This is a genomic window from Pantoea sp. X-Soil-MYKO-1785, from assembly GCF_059730675.1.
The window spans coordinates 2,509,079-2,533,944 of record NZ_AP036000.1 but is presented as its reverse complement, the minus strand read 5'-3'; the positions used below and the strand labels follow the sequence as shown (position 1 = coordinate 2,533,944).

Here is a 24,866-nt window from a genome sequence, read left to right as displayed (position 1 = left end):
GACGTAATTGACCGGGTTAGTTGAGATGGCAAAACAGACTCCCTGACCTGCGTAGATAAAATTTCCACTTCAATGCCAGGCATTATTTGTTGAAACCAAAAATTCGATGGCTGGATAAGCCGGGTTTTTTGCTGTCATTTAGCGCCTTTGTCTCATTGACAACGTGTTAGATTTTTGAACAGAGAAAAACCCACCCGTTTATATGAGGTATCGTTAATGTCCATTCAGGCAATCGACGGCGTACTGCAACAGCTTCAGATCACCTCGCTGCAGGCGAGCAACCGCAGCAGCGAAGCCCCAAACCAGATCGATTTCGGCGCCACCATGAAAGCCGCGCTGGATAAGATCAGCGAGACGCAAACCACCGCCCGTAGCCAGGCGCAGGATTTTGAGATGGGGAAACCCGGTATCGCGCTGAACGATGTGATGGTCGATCTGCAGAAATCGTCTATCTCAATGCAGATGGGGATTCAGGTCAGGAACAAGCTGGTGTCGGCGTACAGCGATATTATGAATATGCAGGTTTAGTGGGTAACTGTCTGAAGTTGTTGATGTTTATCATGCTGCCACTTTGGTGGAGCACGTATATAGCACAACATCGCTCATTTTCGTGGTGATGAGTGATAGCTGGTCCGTGTTGTTCTCTGACATCCAGGCGCCATAAACCCGGTACACCCTCTGCGCATCGGAGTGGCCCATTTGTGATGCGACGTAGTTCGGGTTTGCGCCTGCTGAGAGAGCCCAGCAGGCGAACGTATGACGTGACTGATAGGCTTTCCGGTGACGCAGGCCTGCACGCCTAAGTGCGCCAGTCCATATCTGACCGAGAGACTCTGTAGAGTAATGTGCGCCCGACCGGCCATTGACAGCGTTCACGCTGGGGTTGAACACGAACGTCTTCTGCTCCTCTATCCGCTCACCATATTCCCTGGTGTGAAAGGTGAATGAGGTCTGAGGGTGCATTCGGGTCAGCTCCCTTTGATCACGCAGAATAGCAACGGCTGCATCTATCAGGCATATGACACGGTTTCCCGCTTCCGTCTTCGGCGGCGTGAATAAACCCTGTGGTGTGAGGTTGCGGCAGACTGTCAGCTTCTTCGCTTCAAGGTCAATGTCCTCCCATGCCAGCGCGCATATCTCCCCGTGATGTAAACCCCGTCAGGATAGCGAGTGACCACATGTTGGCCGTCTGACGCGTTGAGCATGCTGCGATGAGGCGAGGGTACTCCTCCCGCGTTATCGGGTCCGGCCGCTTATTTGACTTCTTCAGCGGCTTGATGCCGGTCATCGGGTTTGCCTCTATACCCATTACCGTGAGCAAAGGCGAAAATGGCTTTCAGGTCAGCCATGCTGGAGTTCACCGTGGCCGCCGTCCTGCCTTTCTTTTCTATATTCATCTTCCTGCCGGTAAAGTAGCTGCCGCTGAGAAGCTCAATACGCAGATTAAGCAGGTCCTTCTGCATAATTGACCTGATCTCCTTTCCGCTGCCGATGATATCCAGCGTCACTCTGACACGGCGTTCTGTCGTGACATAAGAGCTATTGGCCCAATCCGGCTTTTTGAGCTTCAGTCATAAATCAGCAACCTCCCTGATAGCTAGCGACTTTAACGAGCCAGTCTGGTTCTTAAATAATGATGAATCCGGAAACTCACTTCGGTAATCAAACGTCCCTGTCTTAAAGCGGTAGACGATATTGCTACGCAACTCGCCAGCCATCTTTCTGTTTTTGGGTGTATCAGGAACGCCGATCGTCTCCCACCTTCTTTGCCGCTCATACATGAACCAGATTCTCAGGTGGTTCTTGTTGGGGGCCACTCCTGTCAGATGGCGGTGGTGGTATTTATACCTATACCTATGCCGGAGCGAATGGAGGAAATGGCGGCGCAGGCTCTTGTGGAATTGCGATAATTTAATGATGATAAAGATGACTAAAGAATTAAAAGTTATGCACTAATTAACAAAAAAATACTGTCTGGAGCTTGTTAGTTTGGGATGGTAGTTCTTCAGTTAATTTTGGCGAAGAAGTAACTGCCGTTGAAGTGCAAGAAGGAATGTTTATTAATACAGGATTTACATAGAGTAACGGAGGGTTTGCCGCTCCTGCGGCTACCGAAGAAAAACAGCAGCAGACAGAACAACAGTTAATTACGTCAAACTTAGGTCTTAACAAAAATATGATCGAAGAAGCCGTCTTACGTATCAGCTTTTTGCAGGGTGCGGTTGATCTGGATATGGCAACGTCGGAAGAAGTCGAAGCACTAACAGAATGGGAGAAGTTTAGAGCTTTGCTAAGCCGGAGCGACGCCAATACGCCTGACAAAATCGAGTGGCCAATCATGCCATAAATTTAAATGACTGATATTTCCCAAAAATACGCCCGCGGCAAAGCGGGCAATCCAATCATTGTTACTTCATCTCTAATCCTGATTGCGACAATACCTTCTTAAATTTTGGTCCTAAGTAAATGGCACCCTCACGCGTAAGGTGAACCTGATCAAAGAAAATAGGATCGAATTTATCAGTAACAACTTCACAAGAGTTTTTTTTCTGACAAACAACTTTCATCATGTCGACGAATGTATATCCACTCATTTGAGAGATTTTTTTATTTATCTCTTCCGATATAAAATCTCTGTTTTGTGCAGCAAATTCACTTATGCCACTCACTCTTCCAAATGTATTGACTAAATCAATACTGCTTTTTGCCAGGTTTTTATTACCAAACAGGAATATTTTTGCGTTAGATCTTTTTGTTATAACTTCAATAGCTTCCTTCATTTTTGGTAATGACTCATCTCGCCATTTCATAGCAATGAAGATCACATCAGATTCCTTTAATATATGAGGATCTGTCGCTTCGTTCATTTGTTTGTCGCACATCGGAATGAACTCCGGAAGAGCCATTGTCCCTCCATTCTCTTCATTCCAATACCTTTCTCTCTCATTTTGATTTACGAAAATTGCCCTACATCGCGTATTGACCGGTCGGGTGATTGCATCAAATTTATCGAGAAAACCGTTCTCTTTCATGATGTTTGAAATGTCAGCAGACTGTGAATCACCAATAATGAGCAATCTTGGTTTCCCATTGTTTGCAAAATCACTATGTGCTTTCAGCACATTTTCAGTGCTGGCAACATATTGTTGCATTGAAGTAATGTCCAGACTGTTGATTTTCTGTATTTGCTCAGGAAGACGCCATACCCAACCTTTGTCAGCCCAACTTGTTGAAGCCGGCACCATAAAGGCCATTGCTATACCTGAACATGACAGACAGAACGCCGCGCCCGATAACTTCAAGGCATCAGGCTTGCGCAATGGTTTTTCAATGAAACGGTGCATAGGAATTGCGAGAACGAAGGAGGCTGCAATAAGCAGTAAACCTGAAGCACCAGAGAATTCTTTAACGAGAATATACTGGGAAAATACAACAACAGGCCAGTGAACAAGATAAAGCGAGTAACTGATTTCGCCAATATAGCTTGCCGGACGTGATGCCAGCACATTCCCGGCCAATGTTCTATCACCAGACAGTATTATCATCATTGATCCAATCACTGGCATAATGGCATTTAATCCAGGAAATGTCGTACTGGTGGAGTATGTAAATACTGGATACAGAACGAGGGCGATGCCCATCAGACAGATCAATCCATGAAGCGATGACAGCCTGTTAAAAAAATCGGAACGTCTGAAAAGGAATGCCAGACCACCAGCTGCAAACTCCCAAAAACGATACTGAGTTAAATAATAAGCACCAGTAGAGTCGTACATTATGGCGTATAAAGAAAGTGCAAAGCCAGCCGCCGTCAAAAGTATCACACCTGTTGCTACTGCTATACGACCTAATTTGGCCAGCAGAATGATCGCAATAGGCCAGACAAGGTAAAACTGCAATTCTACGCTTAACGACCAGGTGTGCAGCAAAGGCTTCAGGATTGATGCTGAATCGAAATAGTCAGCGCTCATCCAGAAATAAAAATTTGAAATTCCTGTCAGCGCAAAGACAGTCGATGCCGACATCTTTTCAAAATCTGTAGGCGAAAACGCCAAAAAAGCGACTGCATATGAAATAGCGATGGTGGTTAACAGCGCCGGGAACAGCCGCCTTGCTCTTCGGGTATAGAATTCAGAGAAGCTAAAATCATGATGTGAGTTTTCTTTTAATATCCCACCCGTTATCAAATATCCACTGATAACAAAAAAGACATCCACTCCAACAAAGCCACCAGTGAACGGCCAGACAGAGAAGTGATACATCATTACCGAAATCACTGCTATAGCACGTAGTCCATCAATGTCACCACGGTAAGCTTTTACCGTCTTTGCGTTATTAACTTCACTTAACATTGCTTAATCCATTCACGTGGCTGATTAGCCTTTATCTGATTGTATGCCTTGCCGGGCATGAGTATATGACAGTTTCTTTTAAGCATTCCATACAAAACCCATTAAAACTTTTTCCCCGCCAATCTCTTTGCAAAAACCTACCTTAATCGGCTTGATCAAAACCACTGATTGATATTGCTGTTTATCCATACAGTGTTTGTTAAGGTAGGATTTAGCATGCCACGCGACTACGAAATCAAAGGTGCCTTTTTACAGGCCATAAGCAGAGACGGCAGGGGCCGGCAGGTAGTAACCACCGGAACATTCCTGCGAAAACTTGAGGCGTTCAGCCACATATGGACGCTGCAACAGTGCAATCAGTGGATACGGCGCGAACAGCACATGTTCAGAGAGCTGGTAACTATTGGCGGCGATAACCGCACTTACGCACTGATAAACATGGGATATGTGAGGTAACTATGGGCTTTCCATCTCCTGCGCAGGACTATGTTGAGCAGCGGCTTAACCTGAACGATATTCTGATGCCGAACCCGGCCAATATGATACGTATTGAAACGCCGGAGGGGTTCGTGCTGATTGACCGTTCCGCCCGGATGAAGCCAGGTGTAGTGGCACACTGAATTTGGCCATCTGAACAGAGGTGATTTTCTCATCCCAGAACAACACAGGTGCACTAATGAAAAGAAAAAGTTGTAGTCCAGAATTCAGACGTGCATCAGCCCAGTTGGTTATCGATCAAAATTACCCAGCCGCTCAGGCAGCGAGGTCATGCACGTTGGCCTTTCTACGATGCCGAAGGGGCTGGTCAGTTGCCAGCAGCTGACTCATCGATATAAACGGGTCATGAACACCTCGCTATCCCGAATCATCCCGAGCGGCAGTTCGCAGTGACAGAATCAAATCAGGTGCGGTGACGTGACGTATATCTGGACAGGTAAGCGCTGGGCATACCTTGCAATTATTCTCGATCTGTTCGCGAGGAAACCGGTGGGCTGGCAATATCGTTCTCTCCGGATAGCAAACTGACGGCTAAAGCGCTGGAAAACTCGCGGCAAGCCAGACGGCGTGATGTTCCACTGCGATCAGGGCAGTCATTATACAAGCAGACAGTGCCGGCAGTTACTGTGGCGATTTCTGTCAGCAATTCGCGCCTTGATGGGGTAGCTGATCACAAGAAACTTTCACCGGCAATGGCTCTTTTACGGTTCCTGCTGGCATCAAAACAATCTATGACTCTGGCTGCGCAGGTGGTGGCGCTGGGCAAGAAAATATCAAGGTTCCTTACAACGTAACACCCGATCAGGCTATTTCTGTTACTGTTGGTTTGGCGGGAACGGCGGGGGCTAGAAGTTCATCGGGCGGCACTGGAGGCCATGGTGGCAATATAATAGTCGGTAGTCTTGTCGCATTCACCGGCGGTGCAAACGGTAGCGGAGGCGCTAACGCAACTGCTGGAGCTGGCAAAGCCGCGGCAGGCGGCGACTCTGGCGCTGGTGCGCCTGGGGGCACATCAGGTCAGGATGTCATTGCAGGAACGCCTGGTGGTTCCGGTGGTGCCGGCGCGTCAGGCCCATTCGGTGGCGGGGCTGCACGATCCAGCAATGCTGAAGCAACCGCCGCCGACGGCAGGTCGGCTTATGGTTATTGAGGTGGCGGGCGGTATACCACTTCAGACAGCACGACTGATGGTAATGGCAGCGCTGGTTCAGGCGGGATTGTAATTATTGAATGGTGATTGAAATGGGTGATGAAGCATAAGTGCGAAATTGGGCGCTGATTAGCAAAAAAACAAATATTGTTGAAAATCGGGTGATTTGGGATGGTGAACCCAGGTTGATTTTGGCGATGAGTTGACTGCTGTTGAAGTTCCTTAAGGTGCATATATCAGAACGGGATTCACCTTCAGCAACAGTGAGTTTGTCGCACCACCGCCGACCCAATTAGAACAGCAGCAGAACAAAGAACAGTTAATCGCGGCCAATGTGGCAACAAAACAAATGCTATTTGATACTGCTACGTTGCCATGATGAATACTCCCCTCCATGAGGGGAGTATTTTAGAGAGAATAATGAGAATGATCTTGGGCGCTATTTTTTATAGATAAAATTCCAATGCCAATTATTCGGGCATCGTTGTTTAATCCTACGCTACGAGGTGTAATCGCATCAGGGGTCTCAATAGTTAACATGGAAACCTTTTGGGTTGCCTTGTTTGCCCACTCAAGATTTACTTCATCGATTCCACTTGAAATCTTTTCTTTTATTAGCTCCCCATCAACTTTGAATATAACTCGTTGTGTTGGGTTTTTTGAAGTAGTAAATACATTATATTTTAATGATACTTTATTTGTTTCCGTTTTGCTATTAATAAGCACAGTGGTGAATCTGGCTCCATTCCAATAGCCTAATGGCTCGGAAACTCCCCAGAACCTCGGGAATATAACATATGAATTTAAATTTTTCGGTTTGATTAATTGGCATTTTTCGCAATTTTTCAAATGAGGAGCAAGGACATTTAATCCATCTATCCTATACACATTGTCACCCTTTTTTAGGTGAACCATATTTACAATATCATCCCGGATAATATATACAGTATCATCATCATACTCGCCATATACAATATCATGAATAATAGATTCATTCATTTCATCCGCTTTAAAATTGCTAAAGCGCGCCATGTAAACTGCGTCTGTCGGGATCTTGTTTTCTAAAGCAATCAATGACACAGTTTGCCAGTGACGACCTCTGTTTTCAAAGGGCACATACCTTATGGCTTTGTAAGATTTAATACCTTCTTTCCAAAAGCTATTGGATAGGTTTTGTTCTGAACCATGCTCGCGATGAAAGTAAAAGTTTTCGCGGGAATAACCCTTACTAATGTCTACAATTTGTAGTAGAGCAAACGATGTAAAAAGAATCATGGCAGTCTTATGACTACATTTCTTAAGAATAACGATCATTGAAGCTGATATCGCAATATAAGTGACGCCCCAAAAAAAACGTGCAGAACCCCGCAATATGGAAAGAGAATCTAGTAGTTTGTAAGGGAGTGGGACAAAAAAAGAATATTTTCCCAATTCAATATTATTTGTTGTTGCTATAACTATAAGTGTAAAGCAAGATGCAGATAATGCGGCTTTCTTCCTGTTTAATTTGGTTCTCTTCACCTCTGGCAGTATTAAAAAAAATGCTGTTAAAGCTAGCAGTATAACGCCCAAACCCCAATAATTCATTGACTCAAAAGGCGATGAACCTAGCTTGTTAGTTGAAAGGAATAATGACCAACCAGAGGTCATGATTGGCGAGAGTAAATTATTGTTATATGCACCAAAACCTCCACGATCAGAAACATCATCAACCGTAAAGTAACCCAATGTAAACAAAGTTAGCGCTACCATCACAAAGGTTAAAAGCGCTTCTATTGCTACTGGCTTTAAGGATGTCTCCTTAAAAGCTAATTTTGAAATTAGGTTGTAAAACCATATGATCATAACCATCATTGCTAAATAAAAATGTATGCTGCATGCCAGGCAAATCAGTAAAGGCCACTCAAAAAGATTATTTTTATTCCTTTTCAGTGTTAAATATAAAGCAGCAAGCAATAAGAAATGAGCCATAAGATTTATGTGCGCAACACGATTAATCCATGCTGGAGTAAACATAAAAATAAAAGTTCCAGCTATGCATATAGCATTACTGGATGTATAGATCTTTATTATATTCCATGCAAACAAGGATTGAAGTAAGCAGCAAGTTAATAGCCACACTCCGAAAAACTGAAATGTGTCTGGGAGTATGCCTGAAAATATTTTAAAAAATATTGAAAGTAGTGGGTTGGAGTCCGTAAAAACTATTGAGCTACTAACATCTAAGCCATAGTTCTTTGACAAACCAATAACCGGAAAATTCCAGCCTGAATACCTAAAGAACTCCCAGCCTATATAGTTTTGAAGCCCGTCACCCCCACCAAGCCAGGATATGTTTGTAACGCCTAGCGGCCTAAAGCCATAGATATACAAAAAGAAAAAAACACCAAGTAGTACAGGTATAAAATTCATAAATTTAATTCTGTGAGAACTTTTGTAATCAGGTGGAGTACAAGGCTTTCTTAATATTGAATTATTTTCCATTTTTTAAAATATATCTCGGTCTTTGTTTGATCTCAATGTAAATTCTGCCGACATATTCTCCCAATACACCGACCCCAATTAACTGTACACCGCCTAAGAATAATATTGACGCCATTATTGATGGGTATCCTCTGACTGGGTTTCCAAAAATTAATGTGTCGGCAATCAAGTAGGAAGCATAAATAAAAGATATCCCAGCTATGATTAAACCTAAATAAGTCCATACTCTTAGAGGGAACGTCGAGAATGATGTGATCCCTTCCAGTGCCAGATTCCATAGCTTCCAGCCATTAAATTTTGAAGTTCCAGCAACACGTTCTGCTCGCGTGTATTCTACGACGTCTACTTTGCCACCAACCCAAGAAAGAATACCTTTCATGAAAAGGTTTCTCTCTTGAAGCAGTTTTATGCTCTCAACGACATCACGGGACATGAGACGGAAGTCCCCTACATTTTCTTCAATTTTCGGGGAGCTTATTTTATTGTGAAGGTGATAGAACCACTCCGCACTTTTTCTTTTAAGATGACCATCACTTGTACGATCAGTTCGTTTCGCTAAAACCATATCGGCCCCATTTTTCCACGCCTCTATCATGCGAGGAATAACATTGATAGGGTCCTGCAAATCAACGTCAATAGGGATGACTGCATCACCAGTCGCGTATTCTAGCCCGGCAAAAAGAGCGGGTTCTTTTCCAAAGTTTCGTGTGAAAGATATTGGCTTCACAGAAGGATCAGATATTGCGAGTGCATTGATTATTGCCTCTGTGCCATCACTGCTTCCATCATTCACGAAAACGATTTCAACATCCCATTCTTCAAGAGAGTTCCGGACTTCTCGATAAAAAATTGGAATTGCTTCTTCCTCGTTAAAAACTGGAACCACAAGAGAAATTTTCATGATTTTTCCTTAAAAACAATAAATTTCGAATATATGAATCCGCACAAAAGACTTATGAAGGAGAAAACAACCAGCGTCATGATGGGGTTTGCTTTGGTGCGATCTGCATACAGGCCGACAGCTGACGCCATGCCACCCATGAAGAAGAGGTAAAGCAGGTAACGAATAGTGGTTGCTTCAGCATTGAAGGTCCATTTTGCGTTTGCGAAGAAGGAAAAAGTGACGGCGCAGCAGAAAGCGGCAAAATTCGACAGCGACTGAGACTGCCCATGAGTGTAGAAAGCAGTGAATACAACCCAATGGATTAGTGTGTTTACCACACCTACAGAGGCGTATCGGGCAAAAAGCTTAATCATGTGATGACCTATATTTCAGAATGCGCCGGATCTTGTCATCCAGTTAAAGCTAAGGCAAGTATTGATAAGATATGTAACAGCATAAAAAAGCCCCGGCGACGGGGCTGAGGTAACCCGCACCTCTCTCCGTAGGCTGCGGGGTATGCCTAAAGCATAGCCACTTTCCGCGGCATCCATCAAAGCAACCTCCTTCCATATCAACATCTTAGCTTATGTCTTTTCCGTCTGTTTTGGTCGAATTCGCCGATCGATACCGTTGTGTATAAATACAGTATTCATCAGGGGCATCATGCCACACGACTACGCAATCAAAGGTGCCTTTTTACAGGTCATAATCAGAGTCGGCATGGGCCGGCGAGTAGTCACCACCGGAACATTCCAGCGAAAACTTGAGGCGTTCAACCACATATGGACACTGTAATAGTGCAATCAGTGGATACGTCACGAACAGAACATGTTCAGAGAACAGGTAACTGATGGCGGCGACAACCGCACTTACGCACTGATGAACATGGGATATGTGAGGTAACTATGGGCTTTCCATCTCCTGCGCAGGACCATATTGAGCAGCGGCTTAACCTGAACGACATTCTGATGCCGAACCCGGCCAATATGATGCGCATCGAAACGCCGGAAGGATTTGTGCTGTTGATCGTTCTATAACGCCCAGCCCAGGCGACACAGTTGCGTACCAGCTTGAGGATTACCTGCAGATTGGGAAACTCTTCCCCTCGGGCATTATCACTCAGGACGGCGCGACGATCGACAGTCAGGAGCTTGATGGGGCAGTGGTGCCCGGGAAGGTGACGACGGAAGTGCTGGCTGTTCATGAGCTATACCGGCCGACTATCTAAACTCTGTCTATGGGACACCTATGGGACAAAAAATTGCCGCAATCTTACTTAATCTGCGCCAGCGAAGCAGTAATGAATTGCGGCCATGCTCTGTTGGTACGCCATCCTGGCTATCTCTGTGTTAGCTCTAAAATAACTACCAGCGCATTATGAATATGCTGATTGAAGCTGCAATCGTGGGCACCATAAGGCTGGCAGGATGGAGCAGGGCGCTAAGCGCGCTGACCTGCTCACAGCTATTATCGCATGCTGACGGCTGTCGGGCGGAGCAGATGCTGTAGCGGATCGCGTGGCGAGTCGATGTGTAACCGCGACATCCACAATAACATTCATCAGTTATACTGCTGGCAGACGAGGAGCGAGTCGACAGTATGCGCAAACCCACTGCCTGCTGCTTCCCAGCGTTCAGATTTCATCAGCCATCAGCAGGTCGCCGCGACAATGATAAAAACGTTCATCTGGTTACTTTCATTAACATCTCTTTCTGCTTCGGCATTTACCACACTGCAATGCGGACCGTTCGACCTGAAAGCCGACCTGAAGGGGACGGTTACGGTTAACGGCAACAGTGCGAAGATTAACAGCACTACCTTTCTCAAGGCTAAAGACGATTACGATAACGTGAAGCAGCACTGGCGGGTCAAAAACGCCAAAGCGCCAGGCATGATCGATATGGATCTGGTGACTCGTGAGGGCAAATCGTTACTGGATGCGGAGATTGTCCGCACCAGTCAGAGTCAGATAAGGATCCGCGGCAGCTACGATTGCGAAAAGAAATAACGGGGCGGCAGGGCTTTATTCGCCACCTGCAATAACCGCCTGTGGAATGCGTATCCGGTGAGCGGTTCCTCGCTAACGCCGTCGGTCAAAGTGCGGTCACTGAAGCGCGCCGACTGAATGCGGCGCTGCGTTACTTAATCAAATCACGTAAGCGGTGTTGATTATCAACCAGCCACTGCGGGAAATGCTCACTTGTCACCGGCAGAATCTGCATTTTGCGCGGGCGGTTCCAGATATCAATATTGTTCTCGACACAGCGTCGAATGTGGTCCGGATTGTTAAATTCTGGCCGATCGTGCTCCGTGTGGGAAATGCAGGACATTTTTTCACTGATGCGCGCATCGCTCATCACCCATGAAAAATGCCAGCCACCTTGCTTTATGACTTTGGTGCGATAGTTGAGCCATTTCCAGCGAAACCAGCTTTCACGAATCGGCGTGCCACGGCGTTTAACGTTGCGTAGCAGTTCCGGTTGTCCGTAGAAGAACTGACACAGGGTTTTATAGGTCACCATCTTTGCCAGGGTGGCGCAGCGCGGTGTGCCGTCATCATTTAATACCCGCACATTAAATTTAAAATTAAAATATTGCTGATATAGCGTGGTGCATAAATGACGGTGGCTGAATTGCTCAATCGCCTTGGGTAATGGGATTTCATCCACGTCAGACACAATAATAATGTCGTCGTCCTGCGCTTCCGTCAGGCCGCGCATGATTGTGTTACGTGCAATGGTTTCATTCTCCCACGGGTCGGTTTCGCCCGCCCTGACCATAGAGCTGTTTGATTTAAACGCCTGCTGATGAAAAGTGGGTACCGCATCATTCACCACATAAATGATTTTATCGCGGAAGTGGCTGAACTTTTCGATATCAAAATGGAGTTTCTCGCGTTTCTTACCGGTGAAGGTATAAAGCGATTCAACAATAACAAACCGGTCAACCACATGCTGCAGGGTGTTTAAACGCATTTCCAGCAGCAGGTCTTCGTCGTAGTATAAAAAACAGTCATAAATCATCAGGGTAACAACGCACCAAAGAATAAACGGGGCTAACCTATCAGAGCAGTCTGATAAACTGAAGCACAAAAAGATAAATTCTTGATCGTAACCTTACGCTTTTTTAGCAAACAGCCGCTGATCCGCCAGCAACAGGGCGAATGGCGTAGTGAAATCAGACAGCGTTTTTACACTCAGCAATCATCGTCGCTACTGCAGCGCGGATATTTGTCGCCTGTACGTCATAGTAAAAATTCACGCTGGTTTCGCGATGATTGAATTTATCTGTTTCGATCCAGGCGATAACTGTTCCATCACCTTGCTCAAGGTTATAGCGTTGCGCGCCGCCGGGCAGCGGATCATCCCGCTCAAGCGAAAGATGCTGATTAATCGCGGCTGAAAACAGGCAGGACTGCACCTGAGAAGGCTGCGCATCAAAATAGGCGGTTTGCAGATGCGGCTGTAAACCAACCCGGCCGGTATCGACGCAGCCGGCTGTCACGACCAATATGAGCAGTAATATAATTTTCTTCATCGACTCAAACCCTGTCAGTTTCTTAAACATCTCATTTCTTTTTACAGGACGATCCGCAAGCGACATGCGGCGCGAAAATAAGCGTGCCCGCCACGGCGCGAATTCCGCTCAGGGTAGTCTGAACTATACTTATCTTTTTTTCTGACAGGAGGGCGATATGATCAATCTTCGAGAGATGAATGAGAAAATTCATCAGGTGCTGCAGGCTGACGAACCGTCCGGATTCACTGAGCAAACCGCTGAGCGGGTGTTAGCGGTAGTAAAATCGTACTGGCAGGACGGCGATGAGACGATAAGAAACGACATCACGCAGAAGCTGTCGCGTTTAGAACATTCTGGTGTGCCATTCCCGGAAAATTACCTCGATACGCTGTAACGGGGTCACGATAGCAGTGCGCCCCTGAGTGGGGCGCGTTGCCGCAAATTAACTCGCTTTATACGGATCTTTTTTATCATCCTGACTGTCGTCATTCTTGCGTGGCACTTCGCCGTGATCTTTTGGCGCGTCTGTGGCGGGATGATCATCCTCTTCATACGCATTGCCAACGTGCGGGGCCGCTTCCGGCAGGCTTTTGCTCACTTCACCTTCGTGTTTACGTTCTTCATTGGTTTTATGTTTAAACATGGTTAACTCCTTTTGTTCAGTGTCTTAAGTCTAGACCAGCCGACGCAACCCGGCAGGGCTGAGGTTTCTGAAATAAAAAAAGCCCGCGCGAGGCGGGCTGAATCGGAGTTTTCTCTCGTGTAGTGCACGTCATTATTCGTTGCGTGTCTGTGTGTAGCAGGACCATGCTAACGGTGCCAGCCGAAGGCGTGAATGGACAATTCTGTTATCTCGCGTGCGGCAGGTCACAAAATAATCGATTAATGAATTCGATTGAACGGATTAATAAAAGGCATATAGTGACCTGCGTTACCAGGAGATAGAAATTATGTTACGAGACTATTTAAAGATTGAAGCTGAAGATCGACTGATTAAAAACGGCACTGTGAGCCTGAAAAATCGCGGACAGGAAGACGTGACCGAGTGGACCATCGTTAACCCGCACGGGGTTAAAAAAGGCGGCGTGACCCTGTTCGACAAACTGAGCAACCGCCGCTCATGGTGTGTCGGCTATCGCATCACACAGACCGATCTGCACGGCAACGTGGTAGTGGATAAGCTGACTGACGCATTGTAAGTTGCCTGACTTTCGCCGTAGTTATTCGCCGTAGTTATTTGCCGTAGTTATTTGCTGTAGTGATTGGTGAAGTTAAGAGCCTGATTTGAATGGATTGACCCGCCTCGCAGCGGGTTTTTTTATTCAGCGCTGACGGTAACGGCGAAGTTCAACCAGCGTGCCGGCCAGCCTGATGCCATCGCGACCGGAATGCAGCAGGGGAAAATCGACGTTAACCGGTGCCAGCTCAAACTGCATAATATTGCCTTGAGGCGCGCGCTGCCGGTAAGTGCGCAGCAGCGCAACGTTCTGCTGCAGCGCCAGTACGCTGTCACCGGGCAAAGGTGACACCGCCGGATCAACGATCACCACATCGTCACGCACAATGGCAGGTGCCATTGCCAGCTCCCCGACCCGCACAGCAAAACTGCGCTGAGAAAGTGCCATATCGTTATGCATCAGAAAATCGCATTTCACCGTGCTGGCATCTTTTAGCCACGACACCACGTCGTGCTGGTTCAGCAACGGAATCTGATGCAGTCCGGCAAATCCGCTTTCGCTGAAAACAGGTCCATCGCCATCAATCAGATAGGCCGGTGCGCAGCCCAGCGATTCTGATAGCCGCAGCAAATTCTCACCGCGCGGTAAGGTCTCATCTTTCTCCCATTGCGAGATTGCCACATGGGACACTTTTACCTGTTCCGCCAACTGCTTCTGCGTTAATCCCAGGTTTTTCCTTCGATGGCGAATGCGGTCGCCCAGCGTTTCGTTTTTCATCTGCTTGACATTCAGGTTAAGAGTGGCTTAAGTATACTTAACCCTGGTATTTAAGCAATCTTAAATTTCAGGCAGGGGACGTGCCTGTTGTAGCACGCCGTGGTGTTCCAGTGACCTTACCGGGTAGAGGGGTGCGGCATGGAAAGTAGTTTAATTACCAGTATGGGTGCGTTGGTTTTGGGTGGGGGCGCGGCGGCACTGTTCTGGAAGCCGTTATTGGCGGGCATTGCGTCAATCGTGACCAGTAATCGGGCCGGCGGCGAAATTATAACCAGTTACAAAGAGCAGGTGGTGTTGTTAAAGGAGAGCAACCTGTTGATACGTGAGGAAAATGATGAACTACGCGAGCGACACGATAAAAATTTGCGGCGTATCTCAATGCTCGAAACCGACCTTCGGCTGATCAAAAATGCGTTAGGCATTTTGCTGGCCATGACCGAGACCGATCATAGCGATAAGTTCCGTAATGAAGTCGATCGCCTTATCTCAACTCTGGAGGATCGCAGCGATGGTAACGATAAATAGTCCGGTGACACCCATGCTACACAAGCGCAAGGTTATTCTCGGCAGCGTGATGCTGGGCTGCTCAATGATCTGCGTGCTGATGACGATTCTTTTTCTCTACGTGAATAATGCCGCCAACAAGCGGGTGGAGGAGATCCGCAAGGATTACCGCAATGTCGCCGCTAAGCGTGATGCCCGGGTCGATTTGCTGACCGATCAGGTGAGTGCTTTACAGCATAAGCTTGATGCGTTACCGGACCGCACCGCGATCAAAACGGTCGATAAGGTGAAGGAAGTGGTGATTGAAAGTGAGGGGCCTGCGACGCATTCCGGACGTAAACCGTAACTTCCGATTATTCTTAGTGCGGCTTCGCTATTATCGACTAGATTTAAATCTCCGGGCGACATTTTCTTTCGAGGTTTTCGCAGGAAAGGCGCCCGCAGGTTGGCCGGTTGATGAACCGCTACGCCAAATCACTTTGGATAACTGACCAGAAGGACATTTAGCATGAGCGATTCAACAGAAACCAAGACCAAAAACGATTATCTGCGTGACGTGACCTCTCAGCTAAAAGAGATGCGACACTACGCGCAAACCAACACCGAGACCCTTTCAACGCATTGGTTAGCCTTCGATGCGGGTGAATACAAAGATAAGGTCAACGCCGATCGTATCGATGCGCTACTCAACAAGCAGGGTAAGATGCTGGAAGATCTGGATGCCGCTATTCAGGACATCGAGATCGAAATTAATCACAGTGAGCAGGAGAGTTAATTGACCTCCCGCTAACTGATGCGGTGGCCGTTAAGGGATTAATCGGCCACCAGCCACATTTCCGCTTCGTCGAACATCTCTTCAACTATCCGCGCAATCGTCGCTTTATCGTTCTTACTCAAATCAGTATCAATCGCGTTACGTTCCATCGGCTTGACCTTAACTTCAATGTCAGGGAACACCCGATGCACCCGTTTTTCCAGCTCTTCGAGAATCATCTCGCGAGCACCCGGCAAACCGGCTACGTTTCGCTTGTCATAAATTAACTCAACAAACATGATGGCAATCCATTCAGGGCAAAATCGCAGGGATATAATACTGTAAATAAAAACAGTGGCAAGGCGGTGCGCCCGATTCTGGCTAATTTTTTTATGTCACGCCGGACTGCATCCTGCTCTGGCTTATTTCGGCATCATCGCGACATAATGGCACTCCATACATCAGGAGAAGTGCGATGCGACAACTGGTCATTGATATTCTGCTAAAACTGGCAAAAATGGACGTCGACGCGAAAGAGCTGACCGCGCAGCTTGAAGCGCAATCGCTGCTGGTTGCTGCGTTGCTGGTGCAGGCCAAACAGGACAATACGCTGACCATTACCGAGACGGTACAGGATGCGATTGTCACCGCTTCACGTTCATCGACCGAGTTTTTGCAGTCCGACGTTGACCTGCTGCTGACGCACATTAATCGTCTGCTGGCGGTGGCGCAGTATGTGGAAGTTAAAGGAAAGATGGCAGAAGAAGAGTAGCGACGGGAAAAAAAATCGCCTCTGGAGGTGGAAATCCAGCAACACCTCCAGAGGCAGTGCAAAAGCACTATTCGTTCAAGGACAATCACGACCGAAGTCGTAGAATGAAGTTATACACTTTCCTCGTCCTTGTACAACTTTATTGGTGGTAAAACCACTGGTTGGAGGTGTATGAAAAATACACCTTACGGTTCCAGCCGGTCAGAGTTCGTTTTTAATGCAAAACTCTTCCCAGCTCATCCCCAGCGATTCAGCATGTGCTTTGAGATAGCTCTCGATTGCCTCGGCCGCCACGGCTTTGTCGGGCTCAGCCAGCTGAATCGAAAAGATCATCCCATCCAGATTCTTCTGACGTAAAAAGGCCGCATAGATGCGTTCAGCGTGCCATTCACGCAGCTGGCGCAGGGAAAGATTGGCAGCGCGGGCATCGCTTTCGGTCAGCTCATCAAGCGCCGCCTGGAAATCGGGGTGGGCGGTAAAGAACATTTCGCGCGCCTGCGCGTAATACGCTTCCGGAGTTTTCATAGCCAGGTTCCTGAATGTCTGTTGCAGCGCGCCAGTGTAGCGGGTTGCGCCTGACTTGTCAGGACGCGCGCAAGCAGACAGGCGCGTTAGCGGATAAATGTCGCTTATCATCGGCTGAGATTGCGTGAGTTGCGCGGCAGCGCTAAAAAAACCGCGCCCGGCGCGGTTGGATCAGCCAGATACCTTGCGCACCTCAGGGGAAAAATTATAACGTAGCCGCCATTGATGCGATCTTAGGGATTAAACATGAAAAAGTGGATGCTGATGGCCGCGCTGGCGCTGAGCGGATGTGCACAAATCAACGACTATGACAGTGCGGTTCAAACCCCGGCACCGGCTAATCTGCAGGGTAACTGGCAAACGGTCGGCCCGCAGCGTGGCCTGATTAGCGATCAGGCGACAGGCAGCCTGATTATCAACGCGGATGGCAGCACACTGGATTGCCGTCAATGGCAGCGGGTTATCGCCAAGCCGGGCAAACTGACCTTGCTGAGCGGCGATTATGTCAACGTCACGCGTCAGGTTCGGGTGATGCCGCTGGTGGTTGATAACGGTGAACTGAATTATGACGGGCTGACGCTGCGTAAAGTGGCACGTCCAACCGTGGAGTGCCAGCAGGCGCTGGATGAAGTGGCGAAGCAACCCAAGGCCAGTGTGATTCAGAATATTGAGCCTCAGCTGTTGCACACCCGCATCACTGAAAACAATGCGGCGGCATTAGCGCAATAAATGACGCTGGCAGGGCGTCAGCCCTGCCAGATCCTCTGTTTTAAGTCTTAGTCTGCGACCACCCAGACGCTGACGCTGCCGGCGTTACAGACAAACACCGCATTACCCTGATCATCGGCGGTAATGGTCTCTTCGCGGTTCGCCAGATAATCGCGCCACACCTTACCGGCATAGCCTTCGCCCATCGCCACGCTTTTCTCACCCGCATCGCCATTCGACATAATCACCACACAGCCCGGCTGGGTTTCGGTGCCGCTACGGCTAAAGGCGACGCAGTTGGGATGGTCGAAATAGTCGGTCTGTGCGCCCCAGCCATACTGCTGACGCGCGCGGATCAATCCTTCCAGCTCCGGGATCACCGGCATCTCAATCTTATGTTTCTCGCCGTCGCCGCCGGTATCTTCATAACTGGCACCGAACAGATCGGGATAGAAAATGGTCGGCACTCCCTGTTCACGCAGCAGAATCAGCGCGTAGGCCAGCGGTTTAAACCAGGCTTCTACCGGCGCTTCCAGCGACTGCAGCGGTTGCGTATCGTGGTTGGCGACGATCGTTACCGCATGCCAGGGGTCGGCGACCACCAGCGAGTTAGCAAAGATCTGGCTCAGGTCGTAAGCGCTGCCGGCGGTGGAGGCCTGATGGAAGTTCATGTGCAGTGGGGCATCAAACAGCATGGTTTTGCCTTCCACCTGATGCACATACTCCTGCAGTTTATCGGTTTCGAACGACCAGTATTCAGCGACGATAAACATCGGCTCTTCAGCCACTTCCTGTATGTGATCGATCCAGTCTTTATAGAACCAGGCCGGAATGTGTTTAACCGCATCAAGCCGGAAGCCGGTGCACGGCACCTGTTCCATCACCCAGCGCGCCCAGTACTTCAGCTCTTCGCTTACCGCGTTATTACGGAAATCGATGTTCGCGCCCATCAGATAGTCGAAGTTGCCCAGCTCATTATCGACCTGATCGTTCCAGCCTTCGGCGGTGTAATCGTTGATGATTTTGAAGACGCCGTTTTCATCCGGGTTTTCAATATGGTCTACGCCGCTAAAGCATTTATGATCCCAGACGAATTTTGAATATTTTCCGTTGCGCACCGGAAAGGTGAATTTGGTCCAGGCTTCACATTCGACCTCCTCGTCATAGATTTCGTCGCGATTGTCCGGGTTGACGCGGTTGATGCTGATCTGCTCTTTTTCATCGGCACCCATTTTATGGTTAAGCACCACGTCCAGCACTACCCCGACGTTGTGGCTGCGCAGCGCCTCGGCGGCTGCCAGTAACTGCTGCCTGTCGCCATATTTGGTGGCAACGCTGCCTTTCTGCTCAAATTCACCGAGGTCAAACAGGTCATAGCTGTCGTAACCGACAGAATAGCCACCCGATTCCCCTTTATAGCAGGGCGGCAGCCAGGCCATGGTTATGCCAATTTCACTGAGCCAGGCCGCACGATCGGCGATTTCCGGCCACAGTTTGCCGCCATCCGGGTAATACCAATGGAAAAACTGTAATAACGTCGGGTTTTGCATCTACTGCACTCCAGGGGAATGATGAGAATCAAGTATGGAGTAAGCGGCAAAAAAGAGACGCCGCGCTGAAAAATAAATCTCAACGCGGCGGGAGAGGGCAGATTATCAGGAGAGGGTTTCGCGTGGCACCATCACCACACCGCCCTGGTTACCGTAGGCGGAAAGCACCGATTTCTGGCGGGCGTTCTGGCCGACCAGCGAAGCCAGTTCATCCATCCGCGCCTGCAGCAGGCGTTTCACTTCACTTTCGTTATCCAGAATATGGCGCAAGACCGGGCGAAGTTGCTCCTGAACCTGAACCGATGGGGCGGCAGCCTCTGTCGATTGCGCTAATGATTGCACCGCGCTGACATACTCCATCTCCCGGCTGATCAATTCATCCCATTCGCCCTGCGCCGCGTGACGCAGCATTCCCTGGCTGAGATCGAGTAACTGTTGGTAAACGGCAATCAGATGCGGTGCAATAATCATTAAACGGCGTCCTGAATCAGGTTAGGTTGAACCACTTCTTTCCACGCGTCCGCGATGTTGCGCAGTAAGCCTTCGACTTCTTCGACAGCTTCAACATCGTTGTGCAGGTTGGCCTGCAACAAGCGGCGCGTCATGTAGTTGTAAAGACCCAGCAGGTTATCTGCCAGTTCGTCACCACTGTTTTCACTGAGGCCCTGTTTCAGACCTCCTTCAATGATATTGATGGCTTTAGAGATGGAATTACCTTTGCCTTCAATATTGCCATCCTGCATAAACAGACGAGCGCGAATCAGCGCGCTGAGCGCGCCGTCGAACAACATCACCACCAGCTGCTGCTGGCTGGCGCTCATCACGGCGCTTTCCACGCCGATTTTTGCATAGGCTTTGGTGCCTGTAGCACTGTACATGGTCACTCCTTACTATTTCGAACTGCTTGACGACATATTGTCAAACTGCTGGGTCAGATAGCTGCTGGTGCTGTTGAGTGAACTCATCGTCACATCAAGCTGGGTGAACTGTGCCTTGTAGCGCGCAATCAGATTATCAATGCGGGTGCTCATCTTGTTGTACTGATCGGTCAGATTGTTGAGCGTCTTGCTCACCCCATCCTTTGCCGCCTGGATAATGCCGGTCGATGACAACCAGCCGGTCAGGTTGGTGGCGATTTTGGTGGTGATACCGGTGGTCTTGCCGTCGCCGATCATCATCTCTTTAATGCCTTCAGGATCTTTATCCAGCGCGGTTTTCAGTACCGCAGAGTCAAGTTTCAGTTCGCCCGTTGTTGGATCAGAAGAGATACCAATCTGCGACAGGGTTTTATAGTTGGATGAACTCGCTGCGTTAGTCAGCAGACCTTTTAACTGTGTCTGAATGGTGCGCAGCGTACTGTCGCCGACCAGCGCGCCGTTGCTGGAATCCTGCGCGTCAGCACCGACATCGACGGCAGTATATTTGGTCAGGCTGTTGAACTGATCGAGCAGAGTATTGTACGCATCAACAAAGTTAGACAGCGCCGTCGTCACCTTGCTGGTGTCTTTGGCGACGTTCAGGGTCTGGCTGCTGCTGGTGACATCCTTGAGATTAAGGGTAATGCCTTCTAATGCATCACTAATGGTGTTGCTGCTGCTGGTGATGGCAACATTATTCACCGTCAGTTGAGCATCCTGCGCCGCCACGCTCAGATCCATTGGATTGTCTGCATCGCTTTTGCTGGCATCGAAGCCGACAATGCTTTGCAGCGTATCGTCGCCGGTCACGGTGACAGAAGAGACCGCAAATTTCTCGCCGGTTTTCGCCGCTGTTAATGAGAGACGATATTCACCATCACCCGACTTAATGATGCTGGCGTTTACACCGGCACCCGCTTTGTTAATCGCGTCACGCATACCGGTCAATGAGGTCTGATCGCTGGTCAGCGTAATGTCTTTACTGGTGCCATCTGCCAGCTTGATAGAGAGCGTACGGTTGGCCGCTGAGCTGTCGCCGAGTATGGCTGTATTGCTGCTTTGCACGCCGGAGGTCAGAGTCTGTGCCTGAGCCAGCTTCGACACGCTAATAGTGTAGCTTCCGGCAACGGCACCGGCAGTGGTGGTGGCGCTAAATGCGCTGCCAGTACTGGTGGCGGTGGTGGAGCTAAACAGATCGGCGCTGTTCAGCGCGGTGTTAGCGGTCTGGAAGGTCGTCAATGCACTTGAGAGCGTACCGTAAGCGCTGAGCTTTGCGGTATAGGCGCTTTGCTGCGTAGAGATCGGTTTTAAGGTGGCTTTTTCTGCTGTCTGCAGACTGTCAAGAATATCACTTAATTGCAGACCTGAACCGACACCCAGGTTAGAGACGCTAGCCATGTTGTTTCCTTTATATGGTCGACACGGAGTTTGAATACCTGAGTTATCGGCCTTGATTTACTAAAGTTTAAAATTATTTGCCTTAGGGTAATGAGGTAAATAGGGCATATAGAGAAGGGTATTTCAACGACTAGAAAATTAATCAATTAAGTCTAAAGAACTGCGACAGGGTGGCGATAACCAAAAGCGTGACAGGTTGAAGCAAAAAAATTCGCCTGGTACTAAAAAAATTCTAAAGGTTGTTTAACGGCAGACGATAACAACTTTGACGGCGCTGAAGCCGGCGGGTTGAAGCCCACACCTTAACCGAAAGACTTGATTAACAGGAAAATTTATCATGGCCCAAGTCATTAATACCAACAGCCTCTCGCTGATCACTCAGAACAACATCAACAAGAACCAGTCAGCTCTGTCTACTTCTATCGAGCGTCTGTCTTCTGGTTTACGTATCAACAGCGCAAAAGATGACGCTGCTGGTCAGGCAATTGCCAACCGTTTCACCTCTAACATCAAGGGCCTGACTCAGGCTGCGCGTAACGCCAACGACGGTATCTCTGCTGCGCAGACAACTGAAGGCGCGCTGTCAGAAATCAACAACAACTTACAGCGTATCCGTGAGCTGACTGTTCAGGCTCAGAACGGCACTAACTCTGCTTCTGACAAATCTTCCATCCAGGACGAAATCAAATCACGTCTGGACGAGATTGACCGCGTTTCTGGTCAGACTCAGTTCAACGGCGTGAACGTACTGGCGAAAGATGGCAGCATGAAAATCCAGGTTGGCGCGAACGATGGCGAAACTATCACCATTGACCTGAAGAAAATTGACTCTTCTACCCTGAAACTGGACACCTTCAATGTTAATGGTCCACAGGGTACTATTGCCGAAGCTACAGATTTTACACCTTACTATGGCGCAACCACTCAGATCACCAAAGCTGCAGTTGAAGAAACTACTGGCGATTCGCTCGCCACTCGTCTGGGAGTTGATGCAGCAAATGTTACAGTTACTGACAACAAAGTTTTTGCCGACAAAGATGGAAATTTATTTGCAAAAGTAAACGTTAAGGCAACTACGCCTGCTGAAGTTAATAACTTAAAAGCAAATGGCTTCGATATTGCTCAGGGGGCAACTGGTCAAGATTTTTATATTGCTGTTGACGCTCAGTCAGCCACAACTGCAACAGATACAGCAACGTTCAAGTTAGACACAGCTAACATGAGTCTTTCGAACCTGACCACTGGTGCTACTACCGACCCACTGGCCAAACTGGACGAAGCCATCGCCAGCGTTGATAAGTTCCGTTCTTCATTGGGTGCGATTCAGAACCGTCTGGATTCAGCGGTAACTAACCTGAACAACACCACCACTAACCTGTCTGAAGCACAGTCTCGTATTCAGGATGCTGACTACGCGACCGAAGTTTCAAACATGTCTAAAGCACAGATCGTACAGCAGGCGGGCAACTCAGTGTTGGCGAAAGCTAACCAGGTTCCACAGCAGGTTCTGTCACTGCTGCAGGGCTAATCGCCTTAACTCTGAACGTGAAACCCCGCTTCGGCGGGGTTTTTTTATGCCTGCGATTAGCCGGTTTTTTAGCGCTTTATCCGCCCATCAAACGTTACCTGCTGATTTATTATCCTGACAATGTGCCGCTTTTTTTAAGTGCTTCTGTTGAGCAGGTAAATAATGAAAAATATCACTGTCGTTGAACCGCTGTTTGTCAGCGCTTTTAAATGTATTGGCAGCGAATGCCGCGATCACTGCTGTAAGGGTTGGGAGATTACCCTCGATAAGCCCACGGTCAATCGCTATTTGAAGTCCACCCGGATAGAAATTAAAACTCTGGCGGCTGAAAACATCATCATGACCCGTAAAAATTACGCCAGCTGGGGAACCATGAAGCTGAATGCATCCGGCAGCTGTGTCTTTATGGATGAAAATCGCTTATGCAAGGTTCATTCGACGCTAGGTGCTGCCGCGCTGAGCCATACCTGTGCCACTTATCCCCGCAGCGCCACCACCTTTAAATACGAGCAGCAAAAGAGCTTAACCTTATCCTGCCCGGAAGCCGCCCGGCAGCTCATCGCCTCCCCCGATGCGATGCTGTTTGAGCAAACCATCAGGCTACAGCCGGACGCTAACCAGGCGAAAGATCTTGATCAGGAAAAGAAGCTGCTTAATTTAATGTGCCTGAACATTGTTAAGTTAAGCGACGTTCAGGTAGATGAAGCGTTTTATGCGCTGGCCAGTTTCCTGCTCGGGGTGGAGAGGCTCAGCGCTCATGAAGATCGGGTTGAGCAGATAGAGAATTATTATTCTCAGACGCTTAACGGATTAGAGCAGGGTGAAATCAGACAGCAACTTGCGCAGATAAAGCCGGATCATAACCTGCAGTGGTCATTGTTATTACGTCTGCAAACCTGGTTCAGCGGCATGACCAATAAGCGTGGCTGGCCCACACTGCATCATTACGTTAATAAGCTAATCTATATTCAGGCGGAGGGAGCAAAAACCGATAATGTGCATCAGTCGATGATTCAGCTGGAAAGCGTCTGGCAACACGAGGTGATGCCGTGGCTTGCCGAGCGTCCATGGATAATGAACAACTATGTTCAATACCGTATTTATGATGATTTTTTCCCTAACGCCGAGGGACGCAGCCCGTTACTCAGCCTCTATCTGCTGACGGCTGAATGGTTTTTAATCAAGTCACTGATTACCGCCAATGTGGCACTGGTCGGAAAGATTAATGAAGATGATATTATCAATATCATATACAGCTACCATTCCGTTACCAAGCACAGTGCGCAGTCTGTTGCTGCCTTTATCGCGGAGATCAACAAAACCAAAGTTAATGATGACTTATCACTTCTCTACCTGCTGAAATAATCCC

Annotated in this window: 32 protein-coding genes and 2 pseudogenes; 17 read left to right on the top strand and 17 right to left on the bottom strand. The window is 48.3% G+C overall.

Features of this window, described 5'->3' with window-relative positions:
* The first annotated feature begins 216 nt into the window (after nucleotides 1–216).
* Complete coding sequence (gene fliE / locus AC6I8D_RS12230; RefSeq protein WP_312760635.1) at nucleotides 217–528, top strand: flagellar hook-basal body complex protein FliE; 312 nt, start codon at nucleotides 217–219, stop codon at nucleotides 526–528.
* 30 nt (nucleotides 529–558) lie between these two features.
* Here the strand turns inward: fliE and AC6I8D_RS12225 are convergent, their stop codons facing one another.
* The 3 genes from AC6I8D_RS12225 to AC6I8D_RS12215 form a co-directional block, all read right to left on the bottom strand.
* Nucleotides 559–1,113, bottom strand: coding sequence for a tyrosine-type recombinase/integrase (locus AC6I8D_RS12225; protein ID WP_497820679.1), 555 nt, complete (start codon nucleotides 1,111–1,113; stop codon nucleotides 559–561).
* A 140-nt stretch (nucleotides 1,114–1,253) separates the two neighbouring features.
* Nucleotides 1,254–1,463, bottom strand: coding sequence for a hypothetical protein (locus AC6I8D_RS12220; RefSeq protein ID WP_497820260.1), 210 nt, complete (start codon nucleotides 1,461–1,463; stop codon nucleotides 1,254–1,256).
* Between the two features lie 108 nt (nucleotides 1,464–1,571).
* Nucleotides 1,572–1,781 carry an Arm DNA-binding domain-containing protein gene (locus AC6I8D_RS12215; protein ID WP_497820259.1) on the bottom strand — a complete coding sequence of 70 codons (210 nt, stop codon included), beginning with the start codon at nucleotides 1,779–1,781 and terminating at the stop codon, nucleotides 1,572–1,574.
* 341 nt (nucleotides 1,782–2,122) lie between these two features.
* Here AC6I8D_RS12215 and AC6I8D_RS12210 point away from each other — a divergent pair.
* A pseudogene (locus AC6I8D_RS12210) lies at nucleotides 2,123–2,347 on the top strand (tail fiber assembly protein); the annotation flags it as partial.
* A gap of 61 nt (nucleotides 2,348–2,408) precedes the next feature.
* Here the strand turns inward: AC6I8D_RS12210 and AC6I8D_RS12205 are convergent.
* The gene (locus tag AC6I8D_RS12205; protein ID WP_497820258.1) at nucleotides 2,409–4,352 is read right to left on the bottom strand and encodes an acyltransferase family protein; all 1,944 of its coding nucleotides are present in this window, start codon (nucleotides 4,350–4,352) and stop codon (nucleotides 2,409–2,411) included.
* Between the two features lie 458 nt (nucleotides 4,353–4,810).
* Here AC6I8D_RS12205 and AC6I8D_RS12200 point away from each other — a divergent pair, with 458 nt between their 5' ends.
* The 4 genes and pseudogenes from AC6I8D_RS12200 to AC6I8D_RS12185 all read left to right on the top strand — a co-directional run bounded on the left by AC6I8D_RS12200 (nucleotide 4,811) and on the right by AC6I8D_RS12185 (nucleotide 6,073).
* Nucleotides 4,811–4,972 (top strand): S24/S26 family peptidase, encoded by a 162-nt coding sequence (locus tag AC6I8D_RS12200; RefSeq protein ID WP_312056501.1) that lies wholly within the window; start codon nucleotides 4,811–4,813, stop codon nucleotides 4,970–4,972.
* A gap of 178 nt (nucleotides 4,973–5,150) precedes the next feature.
* Nucleotides 5,151–5,486, top strand: a pseudogene (locus AC6I8D_RS12195) (DDE-type integrase/transposase/recombinase); the annotation flags it as partial.
* Nucleotides 5,477–5,644: a hypothetical protein gene (locus tag AC6I8D_RS12190; RefSeq protein WP_497820699.1), complete on the top strand. Its 168-nt coding sequence runs from the start codon at nucleotides 5,477–5,479 to the stop codon at nucleotides 5,642–5,644. The pseudogene AC6I8D_RS12195 and the gene AC6I8D_RS12190, both read left to right, overlap by 10 nt.
* A gap of 108 nt (nucleotides 5,645–5,752) precedes the next feature.
* Nucleotides 5,753–6,073, top strand: a complete 321-nt coding sequence (locus tag AC6I8D_RS12185) for a hypothetical protein (RefSeq protein ID WP_497820257.1) — start codon at nucleotides 5,753–5,755, stop codon at nucleotides 6,071–6,073.
* 335 nt (nucleotides 6,074–6,408) lie between these two features.
* Here AC6I8D_RS12185 and AC6I8D_RS12180 read toward each other — a convergent pair whose 3' ends face one another.
* The 3 genes from AC6I8D_RS12180 to AC6I8D_RS12170 form a co-directional block, all read right to left on the bottom strand.
* On the bottom strand, nucleotides 6,409–8,412 hold the full coding sequence (locus AC6I8D_RS12180; protein ID WP_497820256.1) for a DUF6311 domain-containing protein: 2,004 nt from the start codon (nucleotides 8,410–8,412) through the stop codon (nucleotides 6,409–6,411).
* 61 nt (nucleotides 8,413–8,473) lie between these two features.
* Nucleotides 8,474–9,385, bottom strand: coding sequence for a glycosyltransferase family 2 protein (locus AC6I8D_RS12175; protein WP_497820255.1), 912 nt, complete (start codon nucleotides 9,383–9,385; stop codon nucleotides 8,474–8,476).
* Nucleotides 9,382–9,741, bottom strand: a complete 360-nt coding sequence (locus tag AC6I8D_RS12170) for a GtrA family protein (protein ID WP_312056496.1) — start codon at nucleotides 9,739–9,741, stop codon at nucleotides 9,382–9,384. The genes AC6I8D_RS12175 and AC6I8D_RS12170 overlap by 4 nt, the downstream gene beginning before the upstream one ends.
* 531 nt (nucleotides 9,742–10,272) lie before the next feature.
* On the opposite strand from AC6I8D_RS12170, the gene AC6I8D_RS12165 reads away from it, so the two are divergent.
* Together AC6I8D_RS12165 and AC6I8D_RS12160 are read left to right on the top strand one after the other, a co-directional pair.
* Nucleotides 10,273–10,404, top strand: a complete 132-nt coding sequence (locus AC6I8D_RS12165) for a hypothetical protein (protein ID WP_497820254.1) — start codon at nucleotides 10,273–10,275, stop codon at nucleotides 10,402–10,404.
* 632 nt (nucleotides 10,405–11,036) lie between these two features.
* Nucleotides 11,037–11,375, top strand: coding sequence for a hypothetical protein (locus tag AC6I8D_RS12160; RefSeq protein ID WP_497820253.1), 339 nt, complete (start codon nucleotides 11,037–11,039; stop codon nucleotides 11,373–11,375).
* 130 nt (nucleotides 11,376–11,505) lie between these two features.
* On the opposite strand, the gene AC6I8D_RS12155 is transcribed toward AC6I8D_RS12160, so the two are convergent.
* Complete coding sequence (locus tag AC6I8D_RS12155; RefSeq protein ID WP_497820252.1) at nucleotides 11,506–12,390, bottom strand: glycosyltransferase family 17 protein; 885 nt, start codon at nucleotides 12,388–12,390, stop codon at nucleotides 11,506–11,508.
* A 154-nt stretch (nucleotides 12,391–12,544) separates the two neighbouring features.
* On the bottom strand, nucleotides 12,545–12,970 hold the full coding sequence (locus AC6I8D_RS12150) for a hypothetical protein (protein WP_497820251.1): 426 nt from the start codon (nucleotides 12,968–12,970) through the stop codon (nucleotides 12,545–12,547).
* A gap of 91 nt (nucleotides 12,971–13,061) precedes the next feature.
* Between AC6I8D_RS12150 and AC6I8D_RS12145 the strand changes: the two genes are divergently transcribed.
* Entirely contained in the window at nucleotides 13,062–13,280 is a 219-nt protein-coding gene (locus AC6I8D_RS12145; protein ID WP_312056492.1) for a hypothetical protein, read from the top strand.
* 48 nt (nucleotides 13,281–13,328) lie between these two features.
* On the opposite strand, the gene AC6I8D_RS12140 is transcribed toward AC6I8D_RS12145, so the two are convergent.
* Nucleotides 13,329–13,529 (bottom strand): hypothetical protein, encoded by a 201-nt coding sequence (locus AC6I8D_RS12140; protein WP_031375080.1) that lies wholly within the window; start codon nucleotides 13,527–13,529, stop codon nucleotides 13,329–13,331.
* A 307-nt stretch (nucleotides 13,530–13,836) separates the two neighbouring features.
* Here AC6I8D_RS12140 and AC6I8D_RS12135 point away from each other — a divergent pair, with 307 nt between their 5' ends.
* Nucleotides 13,837–14,085, top strand: a complete 249-nt coding sequence (locus tag AC6I8D_RS12135; protein ID WP_312056489.1) for a hypothetical protein — start codon at nucleotides 13,837–13,839, stop codon at nucleotides 14,083–14,085.
* A 123-nt stretch (nucleotides 14,086–14,208) separates the two neighbouring features.
* On the opposite strand, the gene AC6I8D_RS12130 is transcribed toward AC6I8D_RS12135, so the two are convergent.
* A complete protein-coding gene (locus AC6I8D_RS12130; protein ID WP_497820250.1) occupies nucleotides 14,209–14,841 on the bottom strand; it encodes a helix-turn-helix domain-containing protein in 633 nt (210 codons plus the stop codon).
* A gap of 138 nt (nucleotides 14,842–14,979) precedes the next feature.
* Between AC6I8D_RS12130 and AC6I8D_RS12125 the strand changes: the two genes are divergently transcribed.
* The 3 genes from AC6I8D_RS12125 to AC6I8D_RS12115 all read left to right on the top strand — a co-directional run bounded on the left by AC6I8D_RS12125 (nucleotide 14,980) and on the right by AC6I8D_RS12115 (nucleotide 16,120).
* On the top strand, nucleotides 14,980–15,366 hold the full coding sequence (locus AC6I8D_RS12125) for a hypothetical protein (RefSeq protein ID WP_312056486.1): 387 nt from the start codon (nucleotides 14,980–14,982) through the stop codon (nucleotides 15,364–15,366).
* Nucleotides 15,350–15,691, top strand: a complete 342-nt coding sequence (locus AC6I8D_RS12120; protein WP_312056485.1) for a hypothetical protein — start codon at nucleotides 15,350–15,352, stop codon at nucleotides 15,689–15,691. The genes AC6I8D_RS12125 and AC6I8D_RS12120 overlap by 17 nt, the downstream gene beginning before the upstream one ends.
* Before the next feature lie 162 nt (nucleotides 15,692–15,853).
* Complete coding sequence (locus AC6I8D_RS12115) at nucleotides 15,854–16,120, top strand: hypothetical protein (protein ID WP_031375085.1); 267 nt, start codon at nucleotides 15,854–15,856, stop codon at nucleotides 16,118–16,120.
* Between the two features lie 38 nt (nucleotides 16,121–16,158).
* On the opposite strand, the gene AC6I8D_RS12110 is transcribed toward AC6I8D_RS12115, so the two are convergent.
* Nucleotides 16,159–16,398 carry a DinI-like family protein gene (locus AC6I8D_RS12110; protein WP_031375086.1) on the bottom strand — a complete coding sequence of 80 codons (240 nt, stop codon included), beginning with the start codon at nucleotides 16,396–16,398 and terminating at the stop codon, nucleotides 16,159–16,161.
* 176 nt (nucleotides 16,399–16,574) lie between these two features.
* Between AC6I8D_RS12110 and iraP the strand changes: the two genes are divergently transcribed.
* Nucleotides 16,575–16,871 carry an anti-adapter protein IraP gene (gene iraP / locus AC6I8D_RS12105; RefSeq protein ID WP_031375087.1) on the top strand — a complete coding sequence of 99 codons (297 nt, stop codon included), beginning with the start codon at nucleotides 16,575–16,577 and terminating at the stop codon, nucleotides 16,869–16,871.
* 201 nt (nucleotides 16,872–17,072) lie between these two features.
* On the opposite strand, the gene AC6I8D_RS12100 is transcribed toward iraP, so the two are convergent.
* Entirely contained in the window at nucleotides 17,073–17,396 is a 324-nt protein-coding gene (locus AC6I8D_RS12100; protein ID WP_312056483.1) for a DUF6388 family protein, read from the bottom strand.
* A gap of 246 nt (nucleotides 17,397–17,642) precedes the next feature.
* Between AC6I8D_RS12100 and yedD the strand changes: the two genes are divergently transcribed.
* Nucleotides 17,643–18,125 (top strand): lipoprotein YedD, encoded by a 483-nt coding sequence (gene yedD / locus AC6I8D_RS12095; RefSeq protein WP_497820249.1) that lies wholly within the window; start codon nucleotides 17,643–17,645, stop codon nucleotides 18,123–18,125.
* Between the two features lie 47 nt (nucleotides 18,126–18,172).
* On the opposite strand, the gene amyA is transcribed toward yedD, so the two are convergent.
* From amyA to fliD, 4 genes are all read right to left on the bottom strand, one after another.
* Nucleotides 18,173–19,654 carry an alpha-amylase gene (amyA, locus tag AC6I8D_RS12090; protein ID WP_497820248.1) on the bottom strand — a complete coding sequence of 494 codons (1,482 nt, stop codon included), beginning with the start codon at nucleotides 19,652–19,654 and terminating at the stop codon, nucleotides 18,173–18,175.
* 105 nt (nucleotides 19,655–19,759) lie between these two features.
* Nucleotides 19,760–20,125 (bottom strand): flagella biosynthesis regulatory protein FliT, encoded by a 366-nt coding sequence (gene fliT / locus AC6I8D_RS12085; protein WP_312056478.1) that lies wholly within the window; start codon nucleotides 20,123–20,125, stop codon nucleotides 19,760–19,762.
* A complete protein-coding gene (gene fliS, locus AC6I8D_RS12080) occupies nucleotides 20,125–20,532 on the bottom strand; it encodes a flagellar export chaperone FliS (RefSeq protein WP_031375092.1) in 408 nt (135 codons plus the stop codon). The genes fliT and fliS overlap by 1 nt, the downstream gene beginning before the upstream one ends.
* 12 nt (nucleotides 20,533–20,544) lie before the next feature.
* Nucleotides 20,545–21,969, bottom strand: coding sequence for a flagellar filament capping protein FliD (gene fliD, locus AC6I8D_RS12075; RefSeq protein ID WP_497820247.1), 1,425 nt, complete (start codon nucleotides 21,967–21,969; stop codon nucleotides 20,545–20,547).
* A 337-nt stretch (nucleotides 21,970–22,306) separates the two neighbouring features.
* On the opposite strand from fliD, the gene AC6I8D_RS12070 reads away from it, so the two are divergent.
* Together AC6I8D_RS12070 and fliB are read left to right on the top strand one after the other, a co-directional pair.
* Nucleotides 22,307–23,497 carry a FliC/FljB family flagellin gene (locus tag AC6I8D_RS12070; protein ID WP_497820246.1) on the top strand — a complete coding sequence of 397 codons (1,191 nt, stop codon included), beginning with the start codon at nucleotides 22,307–22,309 and terminating at the stop codon, nucleotides 23,495–23,497.
* Nucleotides 23,498–23,659: 162 nt separating this feature from the next.
* Nucleotides 23,660–24,862: a flagellin lysine-N-methylase gene (gene fliB, locus AC6I8D_RS12065; RefSeq protein WP_497820245.1), complete on the top strand. Its 1,203-nt coding sequence runs from the start codon at nucleotides 23,660–23,662 to the stop codon at nucleotides 24,860–24,862.
* Nucleotides 24,863–24,866 lie beyond the last annotated feature (4 nt).

Bases quoted from the DNA above. Each gene is read 5' to 3' on its own strand.
- fliE (WP_312760635.1), top strand. From the start codon at position 217: ATGTCCATTCAGGCAATCGACGGCGTACTGCAACAGCTTCAGATCACC.
- AC6I8D_RS12220 (WP_497820260.1), bottom strand. From the start codon at position 1,463: ATGCAGAAGGACCTGCTTAATCTGCGTATTGAGCTTCTCAGCGGCAGC.
- AC6I8D_RS12215 (WP_497820259.1), bottom strand. From the start codon at position 1,781: ATGTATGAGCGGCAAAGAAGGTGGGAGACGATCGGCGTTCCTGATACA.
- AC6I8D_RS12205 (WP_497820258.1), bottom strand. From the start codon at position 4,352: ATGTTAAGTGAAGTTAATAACGCAAAGACGGTAAAAGCTTACCGTGGT.
- AC6I8D_RS12200 (WP_312056501.1), top strand. From the start codon at position 4,811: ATGGGCTTTCCATCTCCTGCGCAGGACTATGTTGAGCAGCGGCTTAAC.
- AC6I8D_RS12180 (WP_497820256.1), bottom strand. From the start codon at position 8,412: ATGAATTTTATACCTGTACTACTTGGTGTTTTTTTCTTTTTGTATATC.
- AC6I8D_RS12175 (WP_497820255.1), bottom strand. From the start codon at position 9,385: ATGAAAATTTCTCTTGTGGTTCCAGTTTTTAACGAGGAAGAAGCAATT.
- AC6I8D_RS12170 (WP_312056496.1), bottom strand. From the start codon at position 9,741: ATGATTAAGCTTTTTGCCCGATACGCCTCTGTAGGTGTGGTAAACACA.
- AC6I8D_RS12165 (WP_497820254.1), top strand. From the start codon at position 10,273: ATGGGCTTTCCATCTCCTGCGCAGGACCATATTGAGCAGCGGCTTAAC.
- AC6I8D_RS12160 (WP_497820253.1), top strand. From the start codon at position 11,037: ATGATAAAAACGTTCATCTGGTTACTTTCATTAACATCTCTTTCTGCT.
- AC6I8D_RS12155 (WP_497820252.1), bottom strand. From the start codon at position 12,390: ATGATTTATGACTGTTTTTTATACTACGACGAAGACCTGCTGCTGGAA.
- AC6I8D_RS12150 (WP_497820251.1), bottom strand. From the start codon at position 12,970: ATGTCGCTTGCGGATCGTCCTGTAAAAAGAAATGAGATGTTTAAGAAA.
- AC6I8D_RS12145 (WP_312056492.1), top strand. From the start codon at position 13,062: ATGATCAATCTTCGAGAGATGAATGAGAAAATTCATCAGGTGCTGCAG.
- AC6I8D_RS12140 (WP_031375080.1), bottom strand. From the start codon at position 13,529: ATGTTTAAACATAAAACCAATGAAGAACGTAAACACGAAGGTGAAGTG.
- AC6I8D_RS12135 (WP_312056489.1), top strand. From the start codon at position 13,837: ATGTTACGAGACTATTTAAAGATTGAAGCTGAAGATCGACTGATTAAA.
- AC6I8D_RS12130 (WP_497820250.1), bottom strand. From the start codon at position 14,841: ATGAAAAACGAAACGCTGGGCGACCGCATTCGCCATCGAAGGAAAAAC.
- AC6I8D_RS12125 (WP_312056486.1), top strand. From the start codon at position 14,980: ATGGAAAGTAGTTTAATTACCAGTATGGGTGCGTTGGTTTTGGGTGGG.
- AC6I8D_RS12120 (WP_312056485.1), top strand. From the start codon at position 15,350: ATGGTAACGATAAATAGTCCGGTGACACCCATGCTACACAAGCGCAAG.
- AC6I8D_RS12115 (WP_031375085.1), top strand. From the start codon at position 15,854: ATGAGCGATTCAACAGAAACCAAGACCAAAAACGATTATCTGCGTGAC.
- AC6I8D_RS12110 (WP_031375086.1), bottom strand. From the start codon at position 16,398: ATGTTTGTTGAGTTAATTTATGACAAGCGAAACGTAGCCGGTTTGCCG.
- iraP (WP_031375087.1), top strand. From the start codon at position 16,575: ATGCGACAACTGGTCATTGATATTCTGCTAAAACTGGCAAAAATGGAC.
- AC6I8D_RS12100 (WP_312056483.1), bottom strand. From the start codon at position 17,396: ATGAAAACTCCGGAAGCGTATTACGCGCAGGCGCGCGAAATGTTCTTT.
- yedD (WP_497820249.1), top strand. From the start codon at position 17,643: ATGAAAAAGTGGATGCTGATGGCCGCGCTGGCGCTGAGCGGATGTGCA.
- amyA (WP_497820248.1), bottom strand. From the start codon at position 19,654: ATGCAAAACCCGACGTTATTACAGTTTTTCCATTGGTATTACCCGGAT.
- fliT (WP_312056478.1), bottom strand. From the start codon at position 20,125: ATGATTATTGCACCGCATCTGATTGCCGTTTACCAACAGTTACTCGAT.
- fliS (WP_031375092.1), bottom strand. From the start codon at position 20,532: ATGTACAGTGCTACAGGCACCAAAGCCTATGCAAAAATCGGCGTGGAA.
- fliD (WP_497820247.1), bottom strand. From the start codon at position 21,969: ATGGCTAGCGTCTCTAACCTGGGTGTCGGTTCAGGTCTGCAATTAAGT.
- AC6I8D_RS12070 (WP_497820246.1), top strand. From the start codon at position 22,307: ATGGCCCAAGTCATTAATACCAACAGCCTCTCGCTGATCACTCAGAAC.
- fliB (WP_497820245.1), top strand. From the start codon at position 23,660: ATGAAAAATATCACTGTCGTTGAACCGCTGTTTGTCAGCGCTTTTAAA.